At 73.6% G+C, this 16,631-nt stretch carries 18 protein-coding genes; 4 read left to right on the top strand and 14 right to left on the bottom strand.

The annotated features are described in order from the left end of the window. Positions 1–7: 7 nt before the first annotated feature. From guaA to AC162C_RS03385, 11 genes are all read right to left on the bottom strand, one after another. Positions 8–1,543 carry a glutamine-hydrolyzing GMP synthase gene (guaA, locus tag AC162C_RS03435; RefSeq protein ID WP_484096347.1) on the bottom strand — a complete coding sequence of 512 codons (1,536 nt, stop codon included), beginning with the start codon at positions 1,541–1,543 and terminating at the stop codon, positions 8–10. Positions 1,544–1,590: 47 nt separating this feature from the next. After that, on the bottom strand, positions 1,591–3,111 hold the full coding sequence (gene guaB, locus AC162C_RS03430; protein ID WP_462973113.1) for an IMP dehydrogenase: 1,521 nt from the start codon (positions 3,109–3,111) through the stop codon (positions 1,591–1,593). Positions 3,112–3,230: 119 nt separating this feature from the next. Then, the gene (locus AC162C_RS03425) at positions 3,231–4,181 is read right to left on the bottom strand and encodes a 1-phosphofructokinase family hexose kinase (RefSeq protein ID WP_462973043.1); all 951 of its coding nucleotides are present in this window, start codon (positions 4,179–4,181) and stop codon (positions 3,231–3,233) included. A 25-nt stretch (positions 4,182–4,206) separates the two neighbouring features. Then, positions 4,207–5,331, bottom strand: coding sequence for a D-alanyl-D-alanine carboxypeptidase family protein (locus tag AC162C_RS03420; protein ID WP_484096318.1), 1,125 nt, complete (start codon positions 5,329–5,331; stop codon positions 4,207–4,209). Positions 5,332–5,358: 27 nt separating this feature from the next. Beyond that, entirely contained in the window at positions 5,359–5,652 is a 294-nt protein-coding gene (locus AC162C_RS03415; protein ID WP_484096317.1) for a LysM peptidoglycan-binding domain-containing protein, read from the bottom strand. Then, positions 5,649–6,572 (bottom strand): orotidine-5'-phosphate decarboxylase, encoded by a 924-nt coding sequence (pyrF, locus tag AC162C_RS03410; protein ID WP_462973046.1) that lies wholly within the window; start codon positions 6,570–6,572, stop codon positions 5,649–5,651. The genes AC162C_RS03415 and pyrF overlap by 4 nt, the downstream gene beginning before the upstream one ends. Continuing rightward, positions 6,569–8,230: an exonuclease domain-containing protein gene (locus AC162C_RS03405; RefSeq protein ID WP_484096316.1), complete on the bottom strand. Its 1,662-nt coding sequence runs from the start codon at positions 8,228–8,230 to the stop codon at positions 6,569–6,571. Before AC162C_RS03405 ends, pyrF begins: the two co-directional genes overlap by 4 nt. A 116-nt stretch (positions 8,231–8,346) precedes the next feature. Continuing rightward, on the bottom strand, positions 8,347–8,619 hold the full coding sequence (locus AC162C_RS03400) for an HU family DNA-binding protein (protein WP_484096315.1): 273 nt from the start codon (positions 8,617–8,619) through the stop codon (positions 8,347–8,349). Positions 8,620–8,685: 66 nt separating this feature from the next. Next, complete coding sequence (pyrE, locus tag AC162C_RS03395) at positions 8,686–9,261, bottom strand: orotate phosphoribosyltransferase (RefSeq protein WP_484096314.1); 576 nt, start codon at positions 9,259–9,261, stop codon at positions 8,686–8,688. Beyond that, a complete protein-coding gene (locus AC162C_RS03390) occupies positions 9,258–9,440 on the bottom strand; it encodes a hypothetical protein (protein ID WP_462973050.1) in 183 nt (60 codons plus the stop codon). Before AC162C_RS03390 ends, pyrE begins: the two co-directional genes overlap by 4 nt. Further along, positions 9,433–9,819 (bottom strand): hypothetical protein, encoded by a 387-nt coding sequence (locus AC162C_RS03385; RefSeq protein WP_484096313.1) that lies wholly within the window; start codon positions 9,817–9,819, stop codon positions 9,433–9,435. The genes AC162C_RS03390 and AC162C_RS03385 overlap by 8 nt, the downstream gene beginning before the upstream one ends. Positions 9,820–9,865: 46 nt before the next feature. Here AC162C_RS03385 and AC162C_RS03380 point away from each other — a divergent pair, with 46 nt between their 5' ends. Continuing rightward, entirely contained in the window at positions 9,866–10,672 is an 807-nt protein-coding gene (locus tag AC162C_RS03380; RefSeq protein WP_484096312.1) for a YihY/virulence factor BrkB family protein, read from the top strand. On the opposite strand, the gene AC162C_RS03375 is transcribed toward AC162C_RS03380, so the two are convergent. From AC162C_RS03375 to murI, 3 genes are read right to left on the bottom strand one after another with little or no spacing between them, the layout of a single operon-like run. Next, a complete protein-coding gene (locus tag AC162C_RS03375) occupies positions 10,638–11,258 on the bottom strand; it encodes a non-canonical purine NTP pyrophosphatase (RefSeq protein ID WP_484096311.1) in 621 nt (206 codons plus the stop codon). The genes AC162C_RS03380 and AC162C_RS03375 overlap by 35 nt on opposite strands. Further along, entirely contained in the window at positions 11,251–11,970 is a 720-nt protein-coding gene (gene rph, locus AC162C_RS03370; protein WP_484096310.1) for a ribonuclease PH, read from the bottom strand. The genes AC162C_RS03375 and rph overlap by 8 nt, the downstream gene beginning before the upstream one ends. Beyond that, positions 11,967–12,788, bottom strand: a complete 822-nt coding sequence (murI, locus tag AC162C_RS03365) for a glutamate racemase (protein ID WP_462973055.1) — start codon at positions 12,786–12,788, stop codon at positions 11,967–11,969. Before murI ends, rph begins: the two co-directional genes overlap by 4 nt. 60 nt (positions 12,789–12,848) lie before the next feature. Between murI and AC162C_RS03360 the strand changes: the two genes are divergently transcribed. From AC162C_RS03360 to AC162C_RS03350, 3 genes are all read left to right on the top strand, one after another. Next, on the top strand, positions 12,849–14,261 hold the full coding sequence (locus AC162C_RS03360; protein WP_484096309.1) for an alpha/beta hydrolase: 1,413 nt from the start codon (positions 12,849–12,851) through the stop codon (positions 14,259–14,261). Further along, positions 14,258–15,514 carry an ABC transporter substrate-binding protein gene (locus AC162C_RS03355; protein ID WP_484096308.1) on the top strand — a complete coding sequence of 419 codons (1,257 nt, stop codon included), beginning with the start codon at positions 14,258–14,260 and terminating at the stop codon, positions 15,512–15,514. Before AC162C_RS03360 ends, AC162C_RS03355 begins: the two co-directional genes overlap by 4 nt. Before the next feature lie 94 nt (positions 15,515–15,608). After that, positions 15,609–16,631, top strand: a complete 1,023-nt coding sequence (locus tag AC162C_RS03350) for a hypothetical protein (RefSeq protein ID WP_484096307.1) — start codon at positions 15,609–15,611, stop codon at positions 16,629–16,631.

Here is a 16,631-nt window from a genome sequence, read left to right as displayed (position 1 = left end):
CCGCCGGTCACTCCCACTCGATCGTGGCGGGTGGCTTCGAGGAGAGGTCGAGCGCGACGCGGTTCACGCCCCGCACCTCGTTGATGATCCGCGAGGAGATCGTCTCGAGCAGCTCGTACGGAAGACGCGCCCAGTCCGCCGTCATCGCGTCCTCCGACGTCACGGCGCGGATCACCACCGGATAGGCGTAGGTGCGCTCGTCCCCCTGCACGCCGACGGAGCGGATCGCCGGGAGGACGGCGAAGCACTGCCAGAGCTCGCGGTAGAGACCCGCTCGGCGCACCTCCTCGAGGAGGACGGCGTCGGCCGTGCGGAGGATCTCGAGCCGCTCCTCGGTGACGTCGCCGATGATCCGGATCGCGAGGCCGGGGCCCGGGAACGGGTGGCGCCACACCATCCGCTCCGGCAGCCCGAGCTCCTCGCCGACGCGCCGCACCTCGTCCTTGAAGAGCAGCCGGAGCGGCTCCACGAGCTCCATGCGCATGTCGGCCGGCAACCCGCCGACGTTGTGGTGCGACTTGATCGTCGCCGCCACGCCGACGTCCCCGCCGGACTCGATCACATCGGAGTACAGGGTGCCCTGGACGAGGAACCGCACGTCACCGAGCGTCCGCGCCTCGTCCTCGAAGACACGGATGAACTCCTCCCCGATGATCTTCCGCTTCTGCTCCGGGTCCGTGACGCCGGCGAGCCGATCGAGGAACCGCACACGGGCGTCCACGTGGACGAGCGGCACGTGGAAGTGGCCTGCGAACGTCTCGACCACCTCCTCGGCCTCGTTCGCCCGCAGGAGCCCGTGGTCGACGAAGACGCACGTCAGCTGGTCGCCGACGGCCTTGTGGACGAGAAGGGCCGCCACCGCCGAGTCGACCCCGCCGGAGAGCCCGCAGATCACCCGCTCCGAGCCCACCTGAGAGCGGATGCGCTCTACCTGCTCCTCGATCACGGCCGCCGGCGTCCAGGCCGGAGGCGCGCCGACGACGTCGTAGAGGAAGTTCTTCAGGATCTCCTGCCCGTGCGGCGTGTGCACGACCTCCGGATGGAACTGCACTCCGTACCGCCCCCGCGCCTCGTCCTCGAAGGCGGCGATCGGCGTGGAGGGCGAGGACGCGGTGACGCGCGCGCCCGCGGGCGGCGCGGTCACCGAGTCGCCGTGGCTCATCCACACCGTCTGCTCCGCGGGGAGATTCCGGAAGAGGCGGGAGTCGGAGACCTCGAGCTCGGTCTTGCCGTACTCCGACGCGCCGGTCGCGGCCACCGTGCCACCGAGGTCCCGGGCCATGAGCTGCATCCCGTAGCAGATCCCGAGCGTCGGGACGTCGAGACGGAGGACCTCCGGATCGAGGCTGGGCGCACCCGGCGCGTACACCGAGGCCGGCCCGCCGGAGAGGATCAGGGCGAGCGGCTTGCGGGCGGCGATCTGGGCCGCGGAGAGGCGGTGCGAGACGAGCTCGGAGTACACGCGCGCCTCGCGGACCCGGCGGGCGATGAGCTGGCTGTACTGGCCCCCGAAATCGAGGACGAGCACCGGGCGCTCCTCCATCCCGGCGTCCGGGTCGGGGAAGGGCACGATCTCCGCGGGCCCGGAGGTCATCCGCGGCGGTAGTTCGGCGCGTCCTTCGTGATCGTCACGTCGTGGGGGTGGCTCTCCCGGAGCCCGGCGCCCGTGATGCGGACGAAGCGGCTGCGCCGCTGCATCTCGGCGATCGTCGGCGCCCCGACGTACCCCATCGCCTGTCGCAGGCCTCCGACGACCTGCAGCACGATCGGCGCCAGCGGGCCCTTGTACGGCACACGCCCCTCGATGCCCTCCGGCACGAGCTTGTCGACGTCCTCGACGTCGCCCTGGAAGTAGCGGTCCTTGGAGAACGAGCGTGCCTTCATCGCGCCGAGCGACCCCATCCCCCGGTACTCCTTGAAGCGCTCGCCCTGCACGAGGATCACGTCCCCCGGAGCCTCGTCCGTCCCCGCGAGCATCGAACCGAGCATGACCGTGTCGGCGCCGGCCCCGATCGCCTTCGCGACGTCGCCCGAGGAGGTCACGCCGCCGTCGGCGATCACCGGGACGCCGTGCTCGCCGGCGACGAGCGCACACGCGTGGACGGCCGTGACCTGCGGGACGCCGACGCCGGCCACGACGCGGGTCGTGCAGATCGAGCCCGGGCCCTGGCCGACCTTGATCGCATCGGCTCCCGCGTCGATCAGCGCCTCGGCCGCCTCCGCGGTCGAGATGTTGCCCGCGACGACGTCGACGTCGTGCTCGTCCTTGATGCGCCGGACGACCTCCAGCACCCCGATCGAGTGACCGTGCGCGGTGTCGACGACGAGCGCGTCGACGTCCGCGTCGACGAGCGCCGACGCCCGCTCGAGGGCGTCGGGCCCGACGCCGACCGCGGCTGCGACGCGGAGCCGCCCCTGGTCGTCCTTCGTCGCCAGCGGGTACTTGACCCGCTTCTGGATGTCCTTGACGGTGATCAGGCCCGTGAGGCGCCCGTCCGCGTCGACGATCGGCAGCTTCTCGATCTTGTGTCGGCCGAGGATCGCCTGCGCCTCCTCGAGCGTCGTGCCCATCGGTGCCGTGACGAGATCGCGGCTCGTCATCACCGACCCGACGGTCGCCTTCGGGTCGGCCCCGAAGCGGAGGTCGCGGTTCGTGAGGATCCCGACGAGCACGCCCCCGGCATCCGTGACGGGCACCCCCGACACGCGGTAGCGGGCCATCAGCGCGAGAGCCTCCTCGACGAGGGCGTCGGGCGGCAGCGTCACCGGCTCGACGATCATGCCCGCCTCCGAGCGCTTCACCTTGTCGACCTCCGCGACCTGGTCGGCGATCGAGAGGTTCCGGTGCAGCACGCCGATCCCGCCCTCGCGGGCGAGGGCGATCGCGAGCCGCGCCTCGGTGACGGTGTCCATCGCCGCCGAGACGACCGGGATCCGCAGGGGGATCGAGGAGGTCAGCCGGGTGACGACGGAGACGTCGTTCGGGAGCACCGCCGACTCGGCGGGGACGAGCAGCACGTCGTCGAAGGTGAGGCCCTCGTACGCGAACTTCTCGCCCAGCCCCGCTGCGCGCCGCAACTGCTCGAGCTCGACGTCGACACTCACGTCCAGCGCCCCCGACGAGGCGACCCAGGCACCACGCGGCCCGGGCCACGAGAACGCACTGTGCTCGTCGCGACCAAGTGCAGACGATCGTACACCAGGCATCGGGCCGCGGCCCGCGGGGAGGCTCAGCCCACGTGCTCGAGCTCGAGGAGCTCGACCGTCGCCGCCAGCCGTCGCGCCTCCGCCGGATCGAACCGCCCCGCCCCGACCTCGAGCACGGACGCCGTGCCCGCGCCGACGGCGAGGCGCAGCGCGTCCTCGTGGTCGGCCCCCTCGCCCCGCGCTGCGAGCCACTGCGCGAGCAGCGTGTCCCCGGCGCCGACGACGGAGATCGGCTCCAGGTGCGGAGCGGATGCCCGGAACCGTTTCGTCCGCCGATCCTCGCGCAGGAGCGCGTAGCAGCCGGTGTCGAGCGTGATCAGGACGTTGCGGGCTCCGAGCTCGGCGATCCCGTCGAGCGCCATCATGAAGTCGTCGTCGTCGAACAGCTCCTGTCCGACCAGCTGCTCGGCCTCGCGCTGGTTCGGCGTGACGAGCCACGGCTCGGCCTCGAGCCCGCGACGCAGCGGGTCGCCTTCCGTGTCGAGCACCACGTCGACGCCGCGCCGGGCGACGTCCTTGATCGCGTCGGCGTAGAAGCCCTCGTCGACCCCGCGCGGCAGTGACCCGGCGAACACGACCACGTCGGCGCCGCGCGCGAGGTAGCGGAGCTTGTCCATGAGCATCCCGAGCTCGGCCTCGGTCACCCGCGGCCCCCATTCGTACACCTCGGTGTGCGCGCCGCTCGTCGGGTCGATCACGAGCGTCGACGTCCGCGAGTCGCCCCCGATGCGGACGAAGTCGTTGAGGATCGCCTCGCCGGTGAGCTCCTCGACGACGCGCATCCCCGTGCGCCCGCCGGCGAGGCCGGTCGCGACGACCGGCACGTCGAGTCGCTTCAGGGCGCGCGCGATGTTGATCCCCTTCCCGCCGGCGAGCACGACCACGTCACTGGAGCGGTGGCGGTGGCCGACCTGGAAGATCGGCACGGTGAGCGTGCGGTCGATCGCGGCGTTGAGCGTGACGGTGATGATCACGTGGACCTCCTCCCCGATTCGACCATCACGTGACGAGACCTCCGAGATGGTGGAGGGCGCGGCGGAGGACGAAGCCCGCCTTGCCGAGCAGGCCGGGCTCCGCGATCGACCGATCGGCCACGAGCGGCGCCTTCGCGACGAGCCGCCGCCCGTCGAAGACCCGCACCTCGCCGAGCACGGCGCCCGCCGTCACGGGCAAGGAGATCACGGATGGAGCGACGACCCGCTCCACCAGCGGGCGGTCGACCGACGCCGGGCGCACGACGGCGCGCGCCGCGACGAGCCCGACGTCGGGGAGGCCCCATCCCGCCGCCGCGGTGGCGTACACGCGCGCGGGGTCGACGACGCGCGACGGACGGTAGCGGGCCAGGCTCCAGCGGACGAGCCGCTCGAGGTCGTCGTTGCGCGCTGCGCGGCTCGGCGCGCCGAGCACCGACGCGTAGACGGTCGCTCCGCCTGCACGCGCAACCGCCACCTCCGTCCAGCCGGCGTCGTCCGTGTGGCCCGTCTTGCCCGCGACGAGCGCCGGCAGGCGCGCGAGCAGGTCGTTGGTCGTCTCGAGCCGGCGCCCGTCGGAGAGCACCGCCGTCCGCCGCCCCGCCCACGTGCGCGCGAACGGGGTGCGAAGGGCTGCCCGCAGCAGCGTCACGGTGTCACGGGCCGAGGACGACTGCCCGGGCTCGTCGAGGCCGTGGGGGTTCGCGAACCGTGTCGCGCCCATCCCGAGCGCTCGCGCACGGCGGTTCATGAGCGCCACGAAGCGCTCCTCCGTGCCGGCCACGTGGAGCGCGAGCGCGGTCGCGGCGTCGTTGGCGCTCGCGACGAGCGCCGCGATCGCGAGGTCGCGCACGGTGAGCCGCTCACCCGGTCGCAGGCCGACGCTCGACTCGCCGATGCGCGTCGCGGCCGCGGGCACGACGACGAGGTCGTCGAGCCGTACGCGCTCGAGGGTCACGAGCACGGTCATCAGCTTCGTGATGCTCGCAATCCGGCGGCGCTCGTCGGCGGCGCGGGCGGCGAGCGTCGTGCCGTCGACGGCGCTCTCGACGACGTACGCCTCGGCCGAGAGATTGGGGGGCGCGGTCGCGCCGGCGGCCCCGGCGAGTGCCGCTGCGAGAGCGGCGGCGATGAGGAGACCCCGGCGACGCACGACGACGGGAATCGTACTGAGCGGCGCTCAGCGCACGCGAAGCCGCTGCCCCGGCTCCAGCTGCACCGGGTCGATCCCCGGGTTGAGCCGCCGCAGCTCGGCGACCGTGGTCCCCTGCCGCTCGGCGATCGACACGAGCGTGTCGCCCTCGCCCACGACGACCGTCTCCGGGGCGACCGCGGCGGGGGGAGCGGTGGACGCGGGCTCGTCCTCGGGCGCGCTGAGCCCGGCGCGCACGAGGACGACGGCCACCGTGACCGCGAGCAGGAACACGAGCGGCGCGGCGATCCGCGCCGCCCGGCGACGCGTCTCCTCGCTCACCAGCCCGAGGCGGCCCGCGTCGCGGCGGCGAGGCGCGCCGCCTCGGCGCCCGCGGCGGCCCGCCAGTCGTCGTCCCGATCACGATAGGCGTAGATCACGGAGCGCGAGACGGTGACGAGGGCGCTCGCCGGACCGGAGGTGAAGGCCCGCGCGACGTCCGCCGGGGAGGCGCCCTGCGCGCCCACCCCGGGGAGCAGGATCACCGCCTGCGGCATCGCGCGCCTGGCGTCGCCCACGACGCGCGGGTACGTGGCGCCGACGACCGCCCCGACGCTCGAGAGGCCACACTCGCCGACGAGGTCCTCCCCCCACTCGGCGACGAGGTCGGCGACGTGCCGCCAGAGCGGCCGCCCGTCGGACAGCGTCACCTCCTGGACGTCGGCGGCACCGGCATTGGACGTGTGGACGAGCAGGAAGAGACCGGCGCCGTGGCGACGGCACGCGGCGAGGAACGGCTCCACCGAGTCCCTCCCGAGGAGGGGGCTGGCGGTGAGCGCGTCGGCCAGGGGCGGTCGCGCGCCCCGCGGCTCCAGGAACGCGCTCGCATAGGCGCGCGCGGTGGAGCCGATGTCGCCGCGCTTCGCGTCGACGATCACGAGCAGCCCGGACTCTCGGGCGTACGTGCACACCGCGTCGAGGGCGGCCCAGCCGTCCGCGCCGAGTGCCTCGAAGTACGCGGCCTGGGGCTTGACCGCGACCACGTACGGGCCGACGGCGTCGACGATGCCGCGACAGAACCGCTCGACGGCGGCCGCGGCCGCCGCGCCACCTGCCGCTGCCTCCCCGCGGAGCTCGACGGGGAGCAGGTCGACCCGCGGGTCGAGACCGACGACGAGCTGGCTCCGTGCGCGCTCGACCGCGGCCGCCAGGCGATCCGGGAAGGCGACGACGGTGGGGGCGGTCGTCGGCTCGCGTGTCACGCCGCACACGGTAGCCCGTGCGCGGCTCCGACGATCGCGGCGACGTCGAGCGGCACGACGCGCAGCTCCGGGGGTGGGCGGCGAAGGAAGGAGTCGAGCACGCGAAGCTCCGTCGCGTCCTCGGGAGTGCGGGAGGGCTGGCCGCGGAGCGCCTCGGCGACACCGAGGGCGACCTCGTGCGCGGCGCCCCCGCCGATCGGGACGGAACGGCTCGTGGCGATCCGCCCCCGTGCGACGAAGAAGGCGCGAGCGAACCCGTGGTCGAGCGACGGGGCGACGACCGCGACGGCGAGCGCCCGCAGTCGCTCGAGCTCGGCCAGCTCGTCCACGACCTCCTCGAGCGCGGCGAGGCGGTCGCGCAGGCGGGCGGCGTCCTCGAACCGTTGCTCGGCGGCGGCGCGACGCATCCGCTCACCGAGGGCGGGAACCGCTGCCGCCGGGTCGTCAGCCGTGTGCCCGTCCAGTGCCCGTGCGGCTCGCTGCGCGGACCGTCTCGACCGCAGCGGGCCGTGCGCGGTCGGCTCCTGCGTGACCGTCCACCGGGCGCCGCGACGCCGGAGGTACGGCTGCCGGTCGGGGCGCACGCCGCGGGCGTTCGCCGGAGGACGCAGCTCCCGGAGTCGGTGGAGCTCGACGAGCGCCGCCTCCAGCTCCGACCCCGTGCGCTCCCAGGCGACGTGATCGAGGGCGGCGAGCGCGGCCTCCACGGCCGGCCGCTGCCGCGCGCCGGAGAAGTACGAGCGCAGGCGTGGCCGGAGGTCGCGGGCGCGTCCCACGTAGAGCGGCTGCCCGTGCCTGTCGACGAAGGTGTAGACGCCGGGGCCACGGGGAGCGTCGGCGACGAGCGCGCGCTTGGTGTGGAGGCGCCGGGCGCGGGGCGCGGCCAGCTCGACCAGGTCCGCGACCGTCCGTGCGCCACGCTCCTGCGCGAGGCCGATCAGCCGCAGCAGGATCTCCGCCGTCGCGGTCGCATCGGGGAGCGCACGATGGCAGGGCTCGGTCGGAACACCGAAGAAGTGCGCGAGGGCGGCGAGCCCGACGCGCCGGACACGCCCCTCGAGCAGCCGCCGCGCGAGCCAGACGGTGTCGACGACCGGGGACGCGATGCGCCGACCGGTCAGCCGCTCGACCTCGCGATCGAGGAAGGCCATGTCGAACCGTGCATTGTGGGCGACGAGGACGCCGTCTCCCGCGAACTCGAGGAAGCGGCGAACGGCCAGCTCCGCCCGGGGCGCGCCGCGCAGCGCCGACGGCTGGATCCCCGTGAGGGCCGTGATCGCCGCCGGCAGCGGCGTCCGTGGGTCGACGAGCGTCTCGAACCGGTCGACCGGCTCGAGGGCGCGGACGCGCTGCGCGCCGATCTCGCAGATCCGGGACGAGCCCGGCCGAAGGCCCGTGGTCTCGAGGTCGAACACGACGTACTCGGCCGCCTCGAGCGGCGTGTCGAGCCGAGGGCCGGCGAGACCGACGAGCCCGCCGCCGTGCCAGGAGAGGCGGGCGTCGCCCGCGACGACGTCGTCGAGGAGCGACCGTGCGATCGCGCTCGGGGCGCTCGTCAGCGCGAACAGCGACCGTGCCGCCTCGTCCACGCCGATGGGGCCACCGCGGGCCTGCGCGAGCTCGACGAGCGTGTCGGCGGCGTCGAAGGACAGCTGCACCCGCCCGAGGGTAATCGAACACGTGTTCGATCACAAGGCGCCGGCGGGCGCGCCGCACGCAGGGACGCCGAGGGCCGCCCCCGCGGGGGCGGCCCTCGCGCGCTGGATCGAGATCGCTAGTTGACGGCCTTCTTCAGCTGCGAGCCGGCCGAGAACTTCGGCACGGTCGCGGCCGCGATGTGCACCGGCGCACCGGTCCGCGGGTTCACGCCCATGCGGGCCGCGCGATTCGTCGTGTGGAACTTGCCGAACCCGGTGAACGTCACCGAGTCGCCGTTCTGGAGCGCGCCCGTGACGACGTCGAGGAAGGCGTCGACGGCTGCGCCGGCGTCCTTCTTCGAGAGGTTCGCCTTGCCGGCCACGGCATCCACGAAGTCCTGCTTGGTCACGACATGTCCTCCTGGTCGGGGGTCTCGTCTCGGCCGCCGGCACCGTACCAAGCCGGCGGATATGGCTCAACCATGCCGATCACCGGCGTCCTCCCGCAGCGCGAGGAGCTCACTCGCACGGTAGAGGGGGTGCAGGCGGACACCGAGCCGCGCGAGCGCGTCGGCACCACCCTCCTCACGGTCGACGACGCACAGCGCGTGCCGGACGACGAGGCCGCCCTCGCGAACGGCGGCCACCGCTTCGGCGAGGGCACCACCCGACGTGACGACGTCCTCGACGAGGCACACGACCTCGCCCTGTCGGAACGGGCCCTCGATCCGCTGTCCGGTGCCGTATTCCTTGGTTTCACCGCGGACGATGATGAAGGGCAGCCCGGACGCCATCGATGCCGAGGCGGCCAACGCGACGGCACCGAGAGCCGGCCCGGCGAGACGGACGGCGTCCGGCTCGACGCTCTGCGTGAGCTCTCCGAGTCGTTCGCCGAGGGCGCGAAGGAGCGCCGGCTGGGTCTCGAAGCGGTACTTGTCGAGGTAGTAACGGGAGCGCCGCCCCGAGCGAAGCACGAAGTCGCCCTCGAGCAACGCCGCCTCGACGAGGTCGCGCCCGAGCGCATCGGGGCCGGTCACGTCGGGGCCGCTCACCGCTCGAGCGCCGTGCGCGCGAGGTCGAGCAGGAGTGCCCGCTCCGGCGACTCCGACCCGAGGCGCATCGTCGATCCGTCCGCGTAACCGACGACGACCGTCGCCGCGCGCCTCGAACGCCGGCGGACGAGGCGAGCACCGAGCCACACGGCCCCGCCGAGCGCGAGCAGCCTACGCATCGGCCTCCTCGGTGGAGGAGCGGCGCCGCCCGGGCCGCTCCGCCGACGCGGCCCCGGAGCGCCGGAGCGCCGCCCGCAAGTCGTAGAGCACGAGGCCGGACGTCGCGGCGGGGACGGTCGTGCCGACGATCATCCCGCCGCCGTCACGGACGACCAGGACGCCTCCGTCCGCGAGCGCGATCTCGACCCGCTCGATCTCCGCGTCGTCCGACCGCACGGAATCCGCGACGCCGAGCAGCTCGCGGCCGATCCGGCCGAGCTCGGAGGCGCGCTCGTCGGTCGTGGTGCGGCCGACGATCTCGTCGTCGGCCACGATCACGGCCTCGACGATCTGCGTGGAGAGGAGGGAGAGCTCGTCGAGTGCAGGCTGCGCGTCCATCTCTCCCGGCGACCGTACCAAACCGCTCCCGTCGTACTCTCTCTGCGTGATCCGCTTCTCGGTCTTCGTCGTCCGGCGGTTCCTCGCCGACCGTGGGACGCAGCTCGCCGCGATGATCGCGTACTACGCGCTGATCTCCTTCGTGCCCCTCACGTTCCTCGGGCTCGCCGCATTCGGGCTGTTCCAGGCCCCGGACGAGGAGAGCGCGCTCGTCGAGCGCCTCCAGGAGATCCTGCCCGGCGCCCCGATCGAGGACATCGTCGCGTCGCTCGAGGCGGTGCAGGGCGCGTCGGGCACGTTCGGGGTGATCGGGGGGGCCCTTCTCCTCTGGAGCGCCCTCGCCCTCTTCGGCGCACTCCAGACCGCGTTCAACAACGTGTACCGCCGCCCCCATCGCTCGTTCCTCCACGGGCGGGGGATCGGCGTCGCGATGCTCTTCCTGGCGATCACCGCGGGCGTCGTGCTCTTCCTCACCGTCTCCGTCGTCGCCGGTGTCGTCGGCCAGCTCCTCCCGGAGGGGTCGGGGTCGCTGCTCGGCTTCGGGTTGTCGCTCGTGTCCGGGGTCGGCGGGACGTTCGTCGTGCTCGCGCTCGCCTACTACACGCTCACGAACGCGACGCTCACCGTGCGCGAGGTCGTGCCCGGGGCCGCGCTCGGCGCCGTCGCGATCCAGGTCTCGTTCCAGGTCGTGCCCCTATTCCTCCACTTCACGAGCGACTCGCTCGCCGTGCAGATGCTCGGCTCGACGGCGCTCCTCCTCCTCTGGTTCTACGTGCTCGCGGTGATCGTGGTCTTCTGCCACGAGCTGAACTGGTGCATCAGCCGGAGGACGACGGCGGAGGAGGACGCGTAGCCGTCGAGGGCCCCGACGTCGCAGCCGCGAGCGCGGCGGCGGCGCGGGCGCGGTGGGAGTGCTCTCGCTTCCAGGCGTTGCCGAGCTCGGCGACCGTGCGCCGTTGCCCGACGGGCACGAACACGGGGTCGTAGCCGAAGCCCTCGTCGCCGCGCGGCGGGCCCGTCGTGATCGTCCCGTCGAGGGTGCCGCGGGCCACGACCTCGCGGCCCGCGGGATCGATCGCGACGACGACGCACACGTAGCGTGCGCGACGGTCGTCGTGCCCGTCGAGCTCCTCCTGGATGCGCGCGACGCCGTCCTCGGCCCAGCGCGCCGACTCGATGCCCGGGCGGCCTCCGATCGCTGCGGCCTCGATGCCCGAGTCCTCGCCGATCACCCACGCGTCGTCCGGCGCGTGCCCCCGCCCGAAGCGCGCCTTGCCCCGGGCGTTCTCCTCGTAGGACCCCCCGTCCTCCGGGGGGTAGTCGGCCCGGCCGAGGAGCTCGATCCGCCATCCGCGAAGCGCCGCACGGAGCTCGGCGAGCTTGTGCGGGTTCGCCGACGCGAGGACGGCGCGGGTCGCCGTCTCGTCCTCGTCAGGCACCGAGCGGCGGCTCGTCGGCGGCCCGGCGCTGCGCGACACCGAGCTCCCCGATACCGGTGGCGGCGAGCTCGAGCATTTGGTCGAGGAGCTCGCGCGGGAACGCGTCGCGCTCCGCGGAGGCCTGGACCTCGACGAGCAGGCCGTCTCCGGTCATCACGACGTTCATGTCCGTGTCGGCCCGCGAGTCCTCGGAGTAGTCGAGGTCGAGCAGCGGCTCGCCGTCGACGATGCCGACCGAGACGGCGGCGACGGAGCCGCGCAGCGCCTTCGCGAGCCCCATGCGGTCGAGCGCGCGGTAGGCGGCGATGTACGCGCCGGTGATCGCCGCGCAGCGCGTCCCACCGTCGGCCTGGAGCACGTCGCAGTCGAGCCACAGGGTGCGGACGCCGAGCGCCTGGAAGTCGCAGACCGCCCGGAGCGAGCGCCCCACGAGCCGCTGGATCTCGACGGTGCGCCCGTCGGGACGGCCACGGGTCGCCGCGCGCGGCGTGCGCTCGCCGGTCGACGCCGGCAGCATCCCGTACTCCGCGGTCATCCAGCCGCGGCCCTGCCCGCGGAGCCACCGCGGCACGTCCTCCTCGAGGGTCGCGGTGCACAGGACGACGGTCCGCCCCTGCGCGTAGAGCACCGAGCCGTGCGGCTGCTCGAGGAAGTCGGCCTGGATGTCGAGCGGACGGAGCTCGTCGGGCCTGCGCCCGTCGGCGCGCGTCATGCCGCGGCCCCGGCCAGCTCGGCCACCGCCACGCGCTCGACCCCGGCGATCGGCAGCTGCAGGAAGCGGCTGCCGGACGCGCGGAAGGCGTCCGGGTCGCCGGTCGTGAGGAAGCGGTAGCGGCCCTCGCGCGCGGGGTCGTTCTCGATCCCCTTGCGCGCGAGGGCGTCGGCGACCTCGCGCGCGGTCTCGTCCGCGGAGAAGACGAGCGTGACGTCGCGCCCGAAGACGCGCTGGAAGATCGGTCGGATCAGCGGATAGTGCGTGCACCCGAGGATCACGGTGTCCACTCCCGCCGCCTTCAGCGGCGCGGCCGCCTCGCGCACCGCCTCCACGGTCTCGGCCGAGAACGGGTCGTCGGCCTCGATCAGGGGGACGAGGCGGGGGCAGGGGACGGCGTGCACCTCGACCCCCGCGTCGACCGACCAGACGAGCGCCTCGTAGCGGCCGCTCGCCACCGTGGCCTCGGTCGCGAGCAGGCCCACCCGGCGGTTGCGCGTCGCACGGGCCGCCGCATGGGCTTCTGGCTGGAGCACCCCGACGACCGGGACGTCGAGCGCCCGCTGCAGGTCCGGGAGCGCCGCCGCCGTGGCCGAGTTGCACGCGACGACGACGAGCTTCACGTCGTGCGCGGCGAGGTACGAGCCGACCTCGAGCGCGAAGCGTCGGATCTCACCGAGCGGGCGCGGGCCGTAGGGCAGGCGTTCGTTGTCGCCGAGGTAGACGAAGTCCTCGTGGGGCATCGTCACGAGGCACTCGTGGAGCACCGTGAGGCCACCGACCCCGGAGTCGAAGACGCCGATCGCGCGTCCGTCCACCCGGCCGATTCTATGGGGCAGGCCCGATCGCGGTGCGGGGCTCCGCTACCGTTCGCGCTCGTGATCCGAGTGTTGACCGTCGCCGCTGCGACCGTCGTGGTGGCGCTCCTGCTCACGGGCCCGGCCTCGGCCTTCTCGCGCTCGGAGCCGACGATCGTCTCCACCGACGGGACGACGCTCGCCGCGACGCTCTTCGTCCCCGACGGCACGCCACCCGCGACCGGCTGGCCGGCGGTCGTGTTCATGCACGGGCTCGGCGGCGACCGCGCGAGCATGAACGCGCTCGCGCTCACGATGGGGATGATCGGCGAGCAGTACGTCGTGCTCACGTTCGACGCCCGCGGCCACGGGGCGTCGGGCGGGCTGATCGGGATCCTCGGCCCGAACGAGGTCGCGGACGTCCGCTCCGTGTTCCGGTGGCTCCGTGACCGCCCCGACGTCGCCGACGACCGGATCGGCGCGTTCGGGATGTCCTACGGCGGGGGCGCCGCCTGGAACTCGCTCGCCGCCGGCGTCCCGTGGGCGGCGATCGAGCCGGTCGAGACCTGGACGGACCTCCGCGCTGCGCTGACGCCGCAGAACCTCGCGAAGTCAGGGGTGATCGGCGGCTTCCTCGCGGGGCTGCCGCCGGCCAAGGTCGACCCCTCGGTGCTCGCGGTGCGCGACGCATCGTTCGCCGGCCGCATCGACCAGGCGGCCCCGTGGGCCGCCGCGCGCTCCTCGGTCGACCGGCTGCGTGGGGTGAGGACGCCGGTCTTCATGATGCAGGGGCGGCGGGACTTCGCCTTCGGGCTCGACCAGGTGCGCCGGCCGTGGGCCGCACTGGCGGGGCCGAAGCGCCTATGGATCGGGAACCACGGTCACGCGCCGTCGACGTTCCCCGGGCCCGACTCGGCCGGCATGCTCCTCGAGGGCCGCCGCTGGTTCGACCGCTTCCTGCGCGGCGTGCCGAACGGGATCGACACCGAGAAGCCGGTCGTCGTCGCCATGGAGGGGTCGACGCGCGTGACGCGGTACGCCACGCTGCCGCGCACGCGCTCCGTCCGGGTGTCGCTCCCGGGCTCCCGCACGATCGCCCAGGGCGGCAAGGTCGTCCGGCGCTCGACGCGGACGACGTCCGCGCTCGAGGTGTTCGGGGCGCCGACGGTGAAGGTCCCCGTCCGCGCGGTGGGGGGCTGGTCACGGGTGGTGGCGGTGCTCAGCGCCCGGACGTCGTCGGGCAAGGAGATCGTCGTCGCGGGTGGCGGTGCGCCCACCCGGCCCGGCCGGCGGGCCGTGACGATCCGTCTCATCGACCAGGCGACGCTGATCCCCAAGGGCTCGACGCTCACGCTCACGCTCGGCTCGTCGTCACTGGCGCAGGACCCGGCGAACCTCCTCTACCTCGACCTGCCGATGCCGGCGACGGCGCGGGCGACGTTCGGCGCGGCGACGCTGTCGCTGCCCGTGCTGGCGCGACCGATCAGCCGATGACCGACCTCCACGAACACCCTCGACGCCACCTCCGCCCGGGGGCGGTCGTCGCCTCCGTCGCCATCTTCCTCGTCGCCGTGACCGCCGGCGTGGCCGCGGGCGCCCGCTCGGCCGACCCGGGCATCACGGGCACCGAGATCCTGCTCGGCGGCACCGTCCCGCTCTCCGGGGAGGCGGCGGCGTTCGGGTCGGTCGGCCCCGGCGCCAAGGCGTACTTCGACTACGTGAACTCGAGGGGCGGCGTCAACGGCCGCAAGATCCGGTACGTCTTCTACGACGACGCCTACAACCCGGCGCAGACGGTGCAGCTCACGCGGCGCCTCGTCGAGCAGGATCGCGTGTTCGCGATCTTCAACTCGGTCGGCACGGCGAACAACCTCGCGATCCGCGAGTACCTCAACGCGCAGAAGGTGCCGCAACTGCTCGTCGGGGACGGCTCCGAGGCGCTCGGCGGGGCGCCGCTCCGCTACCCCTGGACGATGGGGTTCCTGCAGAGCTACCGGGGGGAGGGCGCGGTCTACGGGCGCGACCTCGTCGCCCGGCGGCCGAAGGCCCGGCTCGCCGTGCTCTTCGAGAACACCGAGCTCGGCAAGGAGATGACGCAGGGGCTCTCGCGCGCCGTCGCCGGCAAGGGCCCGCGGATCGTCGCGACCGAGTCGTACGAGTACACGAGCGCCGACGTCTCCGGTCAGGTGGCACGCCTGAAGGCCTCGGGCGCGGACACGCTGCTCCTGTTCGCGACGCCGAAGTTCATGATCCAGGCGCTCGTCGCGGCGACGAAGCTCGCGTGGAAGCCCCAGACCTACATCGCGTCGCTCTCTATCGAGCCGACGATCATGGACATCGCGCGTGCGAACGCCCCCGCGCTCACGAACGGCGCCCGCTCCGTGGCGTTCGTGAAGAACCCACGCGACCCGATCTGGGCGAAGGACCCGGCGGTGAAGCTGTACCGCACGGTCATGAAGCGCTTCAACCCGAGCGGGAAGCCGAGCGACGTCTACAACTGGTACGGCATGACCGTCGCCTGGACGATGGTCGACATCCTGAAGCGCGCCGGGAAGTCGCCGACACGCGCGAGCGTGCTCAAGGCGGCCCGCTCGATCGACACGCGCGCCAACCTCTTCCTCCTCCCCGGGATCCGCCTCAAGACCGGGCCGCGGGACTCGTTCCCGCTCGCCACCGTCTACCTCTACCGGTACGTCAACCGCACCGGGCAGTGGGTGCGCGCCAGCGGGCTGCTCCCCGCCCGCTAGCTCCTCACAGGCGGAGAAACGTGGGAGAATCGACAACCGCGACGGTTTCCGCGCGTCCTACGACACGAGAGTTCAAAACCAGGAGGGCTCGAGCATGAGGAAACGAATCAGCATCGCGGCGGCGGCGCTCGCCGTCGTGGTCGCCGTCCCGGCGGTCGTGATCGCCGCGACGACGGCGTACACGACGCCGACGCTCCGCGTCACCCAGGCCGGGGCCCTGACGAAGATCTCGGCGTCGTCGGCACCGGCCGACGACTCCACGGCGCGCGCGTCGATCTACGCGCCGGCCGGCTCGACGATCACGCTCGACCAGGCGCCGGGGACGGTGGTCGGCCAGATCACGGCGAAGGTGAGCGCCCTCGCACTCGGCGGCGCGCTCCTCCCGCTCACCGGGCCGATCGTGGTCGCGCCGCCCGGTGCGGTCACGACCGAACAGCAACTCGCATGCACCGGCGGCGAGACTCCGGCGGCGATCTGGATCGCCCAGATGGAGGCGGCCGGGCAGCAGATCCCGCTGCCGGTCTTCATGGTGCGGACGTCGGCCGCCGAGACGGCGCTCGGCGCGGCCAAGCTCATCGTGTGCCTCCCGCCGCCGGACGTGCCGGTCGAGCAGGGCGGCGCGACCTTCGGGGCGAAGTTCCTCGGCGCCGATCTCGCGATCAGGGGCGTGTTCGGCGCGGTCCAGACCGGCGCGTGGATCGGCATCTGGACGCCGTACCTCCCGGGCGGGCAGGTCAACGCCGCGGGCACCGTCGCCACGCCGGCGGCGGTCGCGCCCGGCGCCGTCACGGCGAAGGCGAAGCGCAAGGGCAAGGGCGCCGTGGTCAGCGGCCGTGTCACCCAGGCCGGCCAGGGCCGCGGTGCGGCGACCGTCCAGATCTGGGGGCGGGCCGGCAACAAGGGCGCCCTCAAGCGCTTCAAGAACGTGAAGACGAAGGCGAACGGCACGTTCGCGACCAACGTCGCCAGGGGCGACGTGTTCCGCGTCCGTGCGATCGCCGCCCCGGCGCCCGCGCCGCCGCTGTGCCAGGCGCTCTCCGCCGGGCTTCCGGTGCCGTGCATCAACCCGACGGTCAACGGGTTCACGGTGCAGTCGAAGCTGTTCCGGAAGAAGTAG

The organism is Gaiella sp., from assembly GCF_057140465.1.
The sequence above is the reverse complement of the archived record's forward strand: the minus strand, read 5'-3'. Positions and strand labels throughout refer to the sequence as shown.